The sequence below is a fragment of the Bradyrhizobium frederickii genome, assembly GCF_004570865.1.
Taxonomy (GTDB): Bacteria; Pseudomonadota; Alphaproteobacteria; order Rhizobiales; family Xanthobacteraceae; genus Bradyrhizobium; species Bradyrhizobium frederickii.
Genome location: NZ_SPQS01000058.1, coordinates 1 through 11,162, shown reverse-complemented (window position 1 = coordinate 11,162; position 11,162 = coordinate 1). Strand labels below are relative to the sequence as shown.

Here is an 11,162-nt window from a genome sequence, read left to right as displayed (position 1 = left end):
TCTTCGAGGAACCGCCAGTCGATCGAGCCCGACAGTCTGACCAGCGCATGGTCCGGATCGACGATTTGATCGAGCCTCGCCTTGAACAGATCGTTCTGTCCGCTCTCCCGCCGCGCCTTCGGCCGCATTGCAATTGCCCGTCGTTGATTAGCCCGCCGCGACAGAATCACAGCGATCGCCCAAGAGCAATTTGCAAGAAACTGCGGGCTCACCCGCCGAAATCCTGCGAACAGAACCATGTCTGTTCGCCAAAAATCGATTCTCTCTCAACGGCTTGCGTGTTCTTCACAACCGACTAGCTAACGCGAGGGATGCTGCGCTTTCAGCGGCTTACCTCGCCAAATCCGCCTGCCAACCCCTGAAGCCGGCTGATAAATTCCTGCCACGCGACACAATGCACCCAAGATGCCACGATGCTTCAACGAGCGGAAAGGGATGAGGGGACAAGATCGGTGTCCTCCTGACCTTCCGTCGGGACTGTCAACCGCTGTACGGCTCGATCGGTGCCTTCATCGGGCTGTCGGTCGCCCCCTTTACGCTTAATCTGTTGTGCATGAGGCGGAGCTGATGCGCCGCTTTTCTTCGTTGCAGGGGATTGTGGCGCTTAGTCGCCAACGAATCTGCCAAATGGCGCGATCGACCATCTACACATTACTCTCGCGCTTGTAGGGATTTGCTTCGCTACTGGTGCGGTAGCTTTCCAAATTGCCTCCAAGGAACAGGCGCTCGGTTTCCCGGGTCGGCGTTCTGCCCAGTGAGCACATCAAATCGACGTCCCCATCGATGGTGTCCTGATCCTCCGCGTTCATTCCAAGCCCAATGCTACTCAGCACGTCGTCGGGCGTCCAGATTGTGGTCTTCGGTACGGTATAGGTGTGTAGCGCGTCCGCATTGTTGGCAATCGCTCTCGCCCACGGATCGCGAGAGACGACGAGTTTTGACGGATCTTCAACTAACGATACGAAGGGTGAGGCTGTAGTCTTCCCCCGCATATGCCAACCAGCTTGGCGGGCTCGGTCCATGGGATACCGCTCCAGAGGATATCCAACGGAAGAATGATCCCGAGCCGTGTTGCGGACATGAGATATTGCGCTCGTATTTTCTTCCGTGCGCGGCTTGCAATCAGTGTCCTGATTCTGAAAACGCCGCAGTGTGACATATGACGACCCCGCCACGTCGTCGAATACGCGATCTCGATCAATGGCAGCGTCGGTCGCCGATGACCAACGTGCTGCTTGTTGCGCGGCAAGTTCGATCTCGTTCCGAAGTGCGTCAAGAGTGGCGCCAGTCAATTTTGCGGCAAGCTGAGCGCGCGCACTGACGTATGATGAGGCTGGATAGCGACTGGGTTCCGAGGTCGCCTCGTTTAACCCAGATGAGGGCGCGGCGCTCGCGGAATCTGCCGCTAAGGAGACTGGCTCCGTGGTTGGGCAGACCGAGTCCAAGTCATCTAGAGCCAAGTCATTCAGCTGCTGCTCAAAGTTTGCTTGGTCTTCTGAACTTGTCGGTGCGCTGGTTTGGGCGCTAAGCTCGTCCTGCTGTCGACCGACATGGTGCGGCCACTGAACCTCAAAGGAATTGTCTGCGGCATTCCGTGGATCAACATTCATCTCTCTACTCCCTTCGAAGGGCCGCCTATCGGCGTGGATTGTTGCAGGTGCAGCTTTCGAGAAGCTGACGATCGATTAAGCTGAGACCGGGTTGCTCGACCGCCGCGCCGCGTTCGCGCGATAATTAACGACGCTCCAGCATCCTCGAATCCAGCGCAGCTTCGAAGCGTTGCGTGTAACGCTGTATCTATAATCTAGGATGGTTCATCGCATTATTAGATGGTGGGCTTGGCGACGCCTTATTGATCGGATGTCACTTTGCAGCGCGGCAGCAAGCGGTTGACCCATCATGTCGCGCCAAAACTGCCGTGTGTTCTCGAGCGCATCGAGTCATCTCAGCGTCGCGCCGGCGCTCCCAATTGCAGTCGCTACAATTACGCAGCGCGTGTTCGGTGGGCCTGATCAGAGAACGCTTGGGATTAAGCGAAGTAAGGTTTAGACACGGCAATAGAAGAGCATGCCAATGGACGATAGTAGAATGAAATACTCAACTATTGCGTTTGCATGGTCTGGACCTCTAAAGATCCTCTAGCATGATCATTGCTCGCTCTCGGGAGTCCAAAATTTTCGATGGCGAATCCCATCCAAAACATCTTCCTGAAAAGGAGCTGGCTTCTTGAGGAATTCTGGAGAGGCGATGTGAATGTACTCGTGTGGAAGCAACCCGCCGCTGGGGACAAGCTGTCACGTCGGCGTAATCGGCGACCAGCGTGGTCGAAGCTCTTCTCTGCCGCGCCCGTTCGGAGAAGATCGCAAGACCTAGCAAAAGCTTCTTGGGTGACATTCTTCTCACATCAGCCGGCTGTTTGTTGTCTATCGCTCAAATTGGCTGCCCGGAGCACATGCAAGGTGCGCTTGCGCGAAAGCGAAGGCTGGCTGCCGAGATCAACTCGTCCACAAGGCCCGCCAAGCAGCTCAGATGCCGCCGCATGAGTGGCTGTTATGTCTTCGGGTAACTCCATGCTTCATCTTGGCTTAAATCTTCATGGTGCGGGTGGTCATTCCGCAGCATGGCGCTGGCGGGGCACAAATCCAAGCGCCTTTTTTGACATCGAGCACTACGTCCGCGCTGCGAAGATTGCGGAGCATGGTCTGCTGGATGCTGTATTCCTCGCCGATACCCCCGCGATAAGTTCCGACATCACACACCAGCCACCGCTTAATGGGCTCGAACCGACGCTGGTTCTCGCCGTGATTGCGCGTGAAACGGACCGGATTGGTCTGATTGCGACGGCGTCGACTACCTACAACGAACCATATAATCTTGCCCGGCGGTTCCAATCGCTCGATGTCATCAGCCGCGGGCGCGTTGCGTGGAACGCGGTCACGACGTCGAGTCCGGCGACGGTTGCGAACTTTGGCGGTCGAGAGATTGGGCGAGCGGATCGCTACAGACGTGCGGAGGACTTCGTTGAAACGGTCCGTGCTCTCTGGCTGAGCTGGAGCGGCGAGATAGTCATCGCCGATCAGGCTGCGGGTGTTTACGCAGATCAGAGCCGATTCCGCCTGCTCGATCCCGCTACCAATAGTTTCGGCATCCGGGGCCCACTTACGCATCCCGCTTCGCCCCAAGGCCACCCAGTCATCGTTCAGGCTGGCGGTTCGGATCCCGGATTACGGCTTGGCGCCCGCAGTGCAGATGTCGTGTTTGCGGCAGCCGGGGACTTGACAACGGCGACGCAGGAGGCAGAGCGCCTGCGCGCGCTTTCTCGGCAATTCGGCCGCCCTGCGGCCCCGCTCATCCTGCCAGGCCTTGTCACCTGTATCGGGGGCACCGAGGAAGAAGCGGCTCGTCGCAAGGAAAACCTTGACGGACTCCTCGATATGGAGCGCGCCACCGTTGCTCTTGCACGAAGCATGGGCGTGGCGGTCGAGAAGCTCAGCCTCGAAAGGCCAATCCCGGAGGAGATTTTGCCTACTGCAGATGATGTTCCTTTTTCTGTCGGTCACCATCGCACGGTTGAGACTCTGGCGCGTCAAGGCCGGACGGTTCGCGAAATCATTAGCAGCGTTCAAGCGTTTGGCCACCGCTTGCTCGTGGGTGCACCTGAGCAGATTGCGGACTCGATTGAGGCGTGGTTCCGCGCTGGCGCGGTTGATGGTTTCAACATCATTCCGGACGTGCTGCAAGATGGCACTTCAGCGTTTGTCGACAATGTGGTGCCCATCCTGCAGAAGCGCGGGCTCTTTCGCAAAGAATATCGAGGGCAGACGCTGCGAGAGCATTTCGGGCTTTCCATTCCTTTCGGGCCGACACGAGCCACAGCTAGCTCACCGCTATGACGCTTCCTCAACATCAAATCATTTGGAGACTGGATATGCATTCATCGAATGCGCGGTCAACGAGGCGATTCACTGGAAAGTCGAGCTATCCAGCAAGAACCGTTAAGGCGACCCTTCTCGTGCTCTTGGGCCTGTCGCAATTGCCGTCAAGTATTCATGCTCAAGAAGGGGTAGCCGGCAGCATAAAGCGAGGAGGCGTTATTCGTTACGGGCACTTTCAAGAGCCGGCATGCCTCTTCGGGGGATGGGTGCAGCAATGGTATCTGCAACGCCAGTACAGCGATAATCTGGTCGCCCGCAGCGAGGATGGCAAGATTGTGCCATGGCTGGCCGAGTCATGGACAATTTCCGATGACAAGAAGATTTACACATTCGAGATAAAGCCGAATGTGAAGTTCACGGATGGCACTTCTCTGGATGCGCAGGCCATCGCGGATAATATCAACGGATGGCTCAGCAACGACCCTGATCTGCGCAATCCGACTGCTGCTCCGTATCTTAGCGATAGCTTCGAATCGGCAAGTGCAATCGCTCCTCTGAGGTTACAGGTAACCTTGAAGGTGCCATTTCAACCCTTGCTGAACGTGTTTGCTCAATCCTCACAAGGCATTCTCTCACCATCCGCGCTCAAGCGCGGACTTGCGGTAAACTGCGAGAACCCAGTCGGCTCAGGTCCATTCATTGTCGACAAATGGCGTCATGGACGGGAGGTCACCTTCCGCCGCAATCCCGACTACAACTCGGCGCCGGCCAGCGCCAAACATCAAGGGCCGGCTTACATTGACGGAATCAGCTGGAAGTTCCTGCCAGATCAGACCGTCCGGTACGGCTCGTTCATCACGGGCGAGACCGATGCCATATACGATATCCCAGCTATCGCATGGAAGGAGGCCAATTCCCGTTTTCCAGTATTGCGGCACATTACCGGCGGTACCCCTCTGCGCCTGGCGTTGTATACGGCGCGGCCTCCATTTGACGATGTGCTCGTCCGCAAGGCGTTTGCCTATTCGACTGACCGGAAGGCCGCAGTCGACACATCATTCCTTGGCTCTTTGCCATTTGAAGGCAACGGTGCGCTTAGTCAGAGCTCGCCGGAATACCTGCGCGAGCTCGGGCAGTCGTATACGTACGATATTCGGAAAGCCAATCAATTGCTTGATCAGGCGGGTTGGACCGAGCGTAATCCTAGCGGCGTTCGTGTTAAGAATGGCAACCCGCTCATCGTGCGCGTGTCCTATTCGAACGCTTTTCTGAAGCCAGATGGCGAGCAAGCCTTGCAAGTTATCCAGCAGCAGGCAAGAGCGGCCGGTTTTGACGTACGTCTTCAGCCTACTAATCCAGCTGATTTCTTCGCCGGAAAAAACCTCGGACCCGATGATTATGAGGTTGTTCTCCTCTATTGGGTTGCCCCCGGCGCGGAGATATTCCGGATCTCGTGGAAGCCCGATCAGAAGGGCGAGACTAATCGCTTCAATCCCTCACGCTATCAAGATCTGACGCTTTGGGACGTCATTCAAAGGGCGGAGCAGGAACTCAATGGGGCGCAGCGTACCGCCCTCTATCAGCAGGCGGAACGGAAGATCGTGGATGAGGCTCCTGTGATTGGCCTCACGGTGCTGGACGTAACGTTGGCGACCAGGCCGAACCTCAAAGACGTTTGGCTGGACCGCGGCTCGGTTGGCGAACCCGTTTTCTATGACGCTCATTTCGATGATGGGAAGTGACGCCGTGAAGATAGTAGCCCATTATCCCATTGTTTGGTTCACGCGCCGGATATTCTCCGGCGTGGTCGTGGTGTGGGCTGCCTTAACCTTCGCGTTCTTGATTCAATGTGTGCTCCCTGGCGACCGCGCCCAAATCATCATCAATGCGACAAGCGGCAACGTCGGACTCGCGTCATCGGCAGAACTTGCGGCGATCAATGCGAAATACGGATTTGATCAACCGCTCGCGATTCAATACGGAAGATACATACTGCGAATCCTGCATGGAGACCTTGGCGAGTCATACCAGCAGCATCGGCCTGTCGCAGGGATCATCGCCGAACAGATTGGCCCTACCATCATTCTGGCGGTCACCGCGCTACTGCTCGCATGGATTATCGCAATCCTGACGACCTTGTTCATCGCCGGCAGGGACAACATGTGGGCGAAGTTGCTCAATGACACGCAGGTCTTTTTTGCAACCGCGCCGCCCTATTGGCTGGCCACAATTCTGCTGGTTGTTTTTGCGGTAAAGCTGCGCATTTTTCCGGTCATCGGTGGAAGTTCACCGGCCGGGCTCATTCTGCCGACACTTGCGTTGGCTCTTGAATTATCGGGCTTTTTCGGACAAGTCGTTCAGAACGAGTTCACGCGCGTGCTCGAGCAGCCGTTCGTTGCATCCGCGCGGGCCAGAGGCATGAGTGATTTCGGCGTCAGGCTTCGCCATGTCCTCCGCCATGCCGCATTGCCTGGCATTACTTTATCAGGTTGGGCGCTCGGAAAACTGCTTTCGGGCGCGATTTTGATCGAGGTGGTTTTCGCCCGTCAAGGCCTCGGTGGAGTCCTTGTTGCTGCAACGTCCTCGCGAGACGTTCCGATTGTCTCGGGAGCTGTTTTGATTTCTGCGGGCCTATTCGTTCTTGTCAGTTTGATTGTCGATCTGACTTACCGGTTGGTCGATCCGAGGATCAAGTTGACATGAGCATGTTCGCCGAAGCTACCGAGTCTCGGTCGCTCAAAGAGGTCCTGGCAATCGTTCGCCATGTTCCGTTCCGAGTTGCCGCCTGTCTTATGATCATTGGCCTCTTTGCCCTCGCGGCTGTGGCGCCAAAGGTGCTGCAGACGCACGATCCGCTCGCTATTGATTTGAGATCGTCATTGCAGTCTCCGTCGATCGCCCATTGGTTGGGAACTGATCAATTGGGTCGAGATCTTTACTCTCGAGTAGTCGAGGGGGCAGGCCAATCCCTGGCTATTGGACTAGGCGCGACGGCGCTGAGCATGTCCATTGCGATCGTTTTCGGCGTCGCCGCCGCACTTTCTGGTGGCGTATGCGACAGCATCCTGAGCCGGATTGTCGACGTGCTCTTCGCAATTCCCACGCTCCTGCTCGCCCTTGTGTTCGTGACCGTTTTTGGGCCGTCGGTATTGACTGAGGTCATAGCTGTCGGAATCGGCACAGCGCCAGGCTATGCGCGCATGATCAGGGGCCAGGTGCTTGCCATCAAGGGGACAGGGTATGTAGAGGCCGCTAAGGTGCTGGGCCATCCATTTCCCCGTATTGTCTGGAGGCATATTCTTCCGAACGCCATGAACCCGCTGACGGCAATGATGACGATCGGCGTAGGTCAGGCGATTATATGGGCCTCCGGTCTTGCTTTTCTAGGACTCGGCGTCGCTCCCCCGGCGCCTGAATGGGGCGCGCTGCTCAATGCCGGGCGCAATTATGTAATCTACGCCTGGTGGCTGGAGATCATACCCGGTTTGGCAGTTACGGCGTTTGCCCTCAGCCTCACCATCATCGGGCGCCATCTACAGGACCGTCTGGAAGGAAAAACGTGAATGTCACAGGGGCGCCCACAGCCTGTCCCGCAGCAGCCAGACCTCCTCACGGTCGATTCGCTGCGTGTCTCCTTCGGTCGCGCCATCGACGAGAAACCGGTTGTGCGCAGTATATCCTTCTCCCTCCGGCCGGGACGGTGTCTTGCGATTGTCGGTGAATCCGGCTCGGGCAAGAGCGTGACTGCGCGGGCTCTCATAGGCCTCGCTGGTCGCTACGCCAATGTTCATGCACGCCAGCTAAGCTTCGACGGGACGAACCTGATGGGTCTTAGCGATCGTGCCTGGCGGGGCATCCGCGGCAACGAGATTGGCTTTGTATTACAAGATGCACTCGTCTCACTTGATCCGCTTCGCCGGATCGGCAAAGAGATTGGTGAAGGCTTGCTCCTCCACGGCGCGGTATCATCGCGCGAGGAGCTCGCGCAGCGCGTCATTGCTCTTCTTAAGCTCGTCGGTGTCCCCGACCCCGAGACCAAGGCCAAGCAGCTGCCGCATCAGTTATCCGGCGGCCAGCGTCAACGGGCTCTCATCGCTTCGGCACTTGCGCTCGATCCCCGCATCCTGATCGCCGACGAGCCGACGACCGCTCTCGATGTGACGGCGCAAGCTCATGTGCTGTCACTCCTTGAGGAGACCAAAACGAGGGGCAAGGCTCTGATCCTGATCAGTCACGATCTGGCAGTGGTCTCCCGCGTGGCGGATGAGATCCTCGTCATGCGAGAAGGCGAGGTCGTCGAACGCGGTAACGCCGGCCAAATACTCAAAGATCCGGAGCACCCCTATACTAAGCAGCTGCTGGACGCCGTGCCATCAGGCCGGCCGCGCGGCTCACGCCTCTCACCGTCCACTATTGTGCGTTCGCCTGCCCGGCAAACGCAGCCAGAAGTGCAATCGCCACCGAAATCTCGTCCCATCCTGCTCGAAGCGACAAGTCTGGTGAAGCGCTTCAAGGGCCCGGATGGCACTTTACGGACGGCTGTGGACGGCGTCTCCTTCGAACTGCGATCCGGCGAGACTTTGGGCATCGTAGGTGAGTCCGGATCAGGAAAGTCAACGATGGCGCGCATGGTCCTGGCGCTCGAGGAGCCTGACGAGGGAGCCGTTCAGTTTGCAGGCCGGCCTTGGACCGCGCTCGCCGAGCGCGAACGGCGGACTCGGCGGCGGTCGCTATCAATGATTTACCAGGATCCTCTTGGCTCGTTTGATCCACGTTGGACGGTCGGACGCATCATATCCGACAGCCTTTCGAGTGAGGTTGAGATACGGCGCAAACGGCAGGAGCGCGTTATCGAGCTGCTCGATCTGGTCGGGCTATCCGAGGCCTTGCTGGACCGACGACCGCTCGAGCTTTCGGGCGGTCAGCGCCAGCGCGTTGCGATCGCCCGCGCGATCGCACCAAATCCTGCCGTCATCGTCTGCGATGAGCCGGTTTCGGCGCTCGACGTCTCGATCCAGGCCCAGGTCTTGGACCTGCTCGGCGATCTGAAGGAACACGTCGGCGTAAGCTATCTCTTCATCTCGCATGATCTCAGTGTTGTTCGCCAAATCAGCGATCGCGTCATAGTTATGCGCCGGGGGAGAATCGTCGATAGTGGCGCCACTGAAGAGATATTTCGCAATCCAGAGTCTGAATATACCAAGAGCCTTATCGCCGCCATGCCGCGTCTTGTGCGCGACCACCAGATAGGTCATTCAGCCACGATCCTCGAAGAAGGCATCGCATGACGCCTTCGAATCCGATTCTTTATCATAAAATTATCTATCTCCGATCGCGGGGCATTCGCCTTTGCGCGCCGAGTTGGTCACGATTACGCGCTCCATCACCGCTCGAACAGGACAGTCTGTGGCGCGGGTTCCCCCTTGATGGACTGGCCGGCGCGCGGAGCAGGGCGAGCCGAGTTCGAACACTCGTTAACCCTGAGCTCGGCGATCCGCAAATGTCGGATTGCAAGTCATCGATTGCGTGCTCGCAAAGGACGGGCGCTCTTGCGCTCCTGCAAACGAGCTCGCAATCTTCGCTTTCACGATAGCCTTGCCATCATGGTGCGGTCCCTGACATCGAGAGTGTGTTTGTCAGGTTCAAAACATTCGGCGTCAATATTGATTTCATGACGTCTATTCAGCTCTTAATTGCGACTGATGCGGCTGGCACGGTCATTGCTATCGGAAAGGAGGTAACGCCGAGTAGGGGCCGACTTCAGCCCCGTGAACGATCACTTTTCCGCCCGGAAGCCGTGGGTCCATTCTGAAAAACAAGCAAGGCCCTGAAGTTTTCGCATTCGGTTTGATGGAGAGCGAATTGGATTGCCTAAAAGAGCCGACGAGACAAATCGCAACGTCTTGCCATATCGGCAATGTCAAAAGACGGTTGCGTTGTCAACGTTGCCGGACTCGGTGAACAATCTCAGCGCGCGGCAGTGGGGGCGCATGACTAGAATTCGGCTGACGTGCTCAAGCGTGCCGGCTGCGGAGGTCACCGACACAATAAGCGCCTCATTGAGGCGTCTTGTCGTCATTTCGCCGACGCGTTCGCCACAGGTCGCATAGCGTACCTCCAAGGCGGAGCAAAAAAGGTCGATAACAGGCCCCCCGTAATCCGGGCAATACGGAATCGTCATGTCGCAAACGATCGGCCCTGATAGCGAGTGCACCGCGAATGAAGGGGCAGAGCACTGGTCAGATCCGAAGTACAATCTTTCATCAGATGGGGACTTTGTTCGGTACTGGAGCCGAGCTGCCGATCGGCTGCGCGCGGTGGCTGCGGTTGGGAGGCGAACCGAAGAGGCGATCGGAAGGACCGGGATTGGCTTGCAGCTATCGTCCGAGAACTTTAACGGTCACGACCTGTCAGATTTCCCGTTGCGACGCTGTACCCTCAATCGTGCGCAGCTCTACGGAGCAAAGTTGGATCGGGCGGACCTTTCTGGGGCGAATCTTGTCTGTCCGGGGCTAGAGAGGGCAAGCTTCCGCGGGGCCAAGCTCGATTTTGCGTATATGCATGCGATTGCAGCGCAGGTCTGCAACTTCGACGATGCCAGTCTTTGCAATGTAATTGATGCAACGGGCAGCCTGTTTCACGGTTGCAGCATGAAAAGGGCACGCTTTGATAACGCTATGCTCAGCGGGCTTCTCGCTTACCAATGCGATGCGAGTGATGCTGTATTCGATGGCGCGGAGCTACAGGGTTCGACCATTAATGAATGTTTCCTTCCTTCCGCTTCCTTCCGCTTTGCCAAGCTGAGCCAACTCACGATCACGAAATCACATCTGGCGTCTTGCTCGTTCTTCCAGTCAAAGGGGAACTGTTTATCGATTGTGCGTCCCACCTCGGTCGATGGTCTTGTCCTGGAAGGCGCTCATCTTCCGTATCTGAGACTATCAAAGGTAAGCGGCCACATCGCAGCGAGAGGCATGTGCGCACCATTTGCTGATTGAGCTGGTCCCGCAAATCTGAACAGCGCGATAAGTGGAGTTTCTGCCTGACGGCGGGCAAGATTGACCCGCGAATCAGGAGAGACGATGAGCAGACGAGCACGGCGGAACCACACTCCGGCTTTCAAGGCGAAGGTGGCACTTGCCGCCGTCAAGGGTGACCGCACGCTGGCGCAACTGGCGGAGCAGTTCGACGTTCACCCCAATCAGATCACATCGTGGAAGGCCCAGCTCGAAGGCAGCGCTGCCGATGTTTTCGGTCCGGGCGGCGGGAGTCGGATCGCCGAACCCA

Annotated in this window: 10 protein-coding genes; 7 read left to right on the top strand and 3 right to left on the bottom strand. The window is 57.4% G+C overall.

The window, feature by feature from the left end:
- Both E4K64_RS38365 and E4K64_RS38360 read right to left on the bottom strand, forming a co-directional pair.
- The coding region (locus tag E4K64_RS38365) for a hypothetical protein (protein ID WP_135167572.1) at window positions 1–239 on the bottom strand (239 nt) is incomplete at its 3' end.
- 405 nt (window positions 240–644) lie between these two features.
- Entirely contained in the window at window positions 645–1,610 is a 966-nt protein-coding gene (locus E4K64_RS38360; protein WP_164719134.1) for a hypothetical protein, read from the bottom strand.
- A 960-nt stretch (window positions 1,611–2,570) separates the two neighbouring features.
- Between E4K64_RS38360 and E4K64_RS38355 the strand changes: the two genes are divergently transcribed.
- The 5 genes from E4K64_RS38355 (at window position 2,571) to E4K64_RS38335 (ending at window position 9,163) form a co-directional block, all read left to right on the top strand.
- Window positions 2,571–3,893, top strand: coding sequence for an NtaA/DmoA family FMN-dependent monooxygenase (locus tag E4K64_RS38355; protein ID WP_430642575.1), 1,323 nt, complete (start codon window positions 2,571–2,573; stop codon window positions 3,891–3,893).
- 119 nt (window positions 3,894–4,012) lie between these two features.
- Window positions 4,013–5,617, top strand: a complete 1,605-nt coding sequence (locus tag E4K64_RS38350) for an ABC transporter substrate-binding protein (RefSeq protein ID WP_235884952.1) — start codon at window positions 4,013–4,015, stop codon at window positions 5,615–5,617.
- Window positions 5,589–6,578, top strand: coding sequence for an ABC transporter permease (locus E4K64_RS38345; protein ID WP_126262013.1), 990 nt, complete (start codon window positions 5,589–5,591; stop codon window positions 6,576–6,578). The genes E4K64_RS38350 and E4K64_RS38345 overlap by 29 nt, the downstream gene beginning before the upstream one ends.
- Window positions 6,575–7,438, top strand: a complete 864-nt coding sequence (locus tag E4K64_RS38340; protein WP_126262012.1) for an ABC transporter permease — start codon at window positions 6,575–6,577, stop codon at window positions 7,436–7,438. The genes E4K64_RS38345 and E4K64_RS38340 overlap by 4 nt, the downstream gene beginning before the upstream one ends.
- Window positions 7,439–9,163 (top strand): dipeptide ABC transporter ATP-binding protein, encoded by a 1,725-nt coding sequence (locus E4K64_RS38335; RefSeq protein ID WP_126262011.1) that lies wholly within the window; start codon window positions 7,439–7,441, stop codon window positions 9,161–9,163.
- 632 nt (window positions 9,164–9,795) lie between these two features.
- Here the strand turns inward: E4K64_RS38335 and E4K64_RS38330 are convergent.
- Window positions 9,796–10,056 carry a hypothetical protein gene (locus E4K64_RS38330; protein ID WP_126262010.1) on the bottom strand — a complete coding sequence of 87 codons (261 nt, stop codon included), beginning with the start codon at window positions 10,054–10,056 and terminating at the stop codon, window positions 9,796–9,798.
- On the opposite strand from E4K64_RS38330, the gene E4K64_RS38325 reads away from it, so the two are divergent.
- Both E4K64_RS38325 and E4K64_RS38320 read left to right on the top strand, forming a co-directional pair.
- A complete protein-coding gene (locus E4K64_RS38325; RefSeq protein ID WP_235884951.1) occupies window positions 10,055–10,873 on the top strand; it encodes a pentapeptide repeat-containing protein in 819 nt (272 codons plus the stop codon). The two genes, E4K64_RS38330 and E4K64_RS38325, sit on opposite strands and share 2 nt — an antisense overlap.
- Before the next feature lie 84 nt (window positions 10,874–10,957).
- Window positions 10,958–11,162: transposase (locus tag E4K64_RS38320; protein ID WP_135165941.1), on the top strand; the 205-nt coding region annotated here is incomplete at its 3' end.

Bases quoted from the DNA above. Each gene is read 5' to 3' on its own strand.
- E4K64_RS38360 (WP_164719134.1), bottom strand. From the start codon at position 1,610: ATGAATGTTGATCCACGGAATGCCGCAGACAATTCCTTTGAGGTTCAG.
- E4K64_RS38355 (WP_430642575.1), top strand. From the start codon at position 2,571: ATGCTTCATCTTGGCTTAAATCTTCATGGTGCGGGTGGTCATTCCGCA.
- E4K64_RS38345 (WP_126262013.1), top strand. From the start codon at position 5,589: ATGACGCTCATTTCGATGATGGGAAGTGACGCCGTGAAGATAGTAGCC.
- E4K64_RS38340 (WP_126262012.1), top strand. From the start codon at position 6,575: ATGAGCATGTTCGCCGAAGCTACCGAGTCTCGGTCGCTCAAAGAGGTC.
- E4K64_RS38335 (WP_126262011.1), top strand. From the start codon at position 7,439: ATGTCACAGGGGCGCCCACAGCCTGTCCCGCAGCAGCCAGACCTCCTC.
- E4K64_RS38325 (WP_235884951.1), top strand. From the start codon at position 10,055: ATGTCGCAAACGATCGGCCCTGATAGCGAGTGCACCGCGAATGAAGGG.
- E4K64_RS38330 (WP_126262010.1), bottom strand. From the start codon at position 10,056: ATGACGATTCCGTATTGCCCGGATTACGGGGGGCCTGTTATCGACCTT.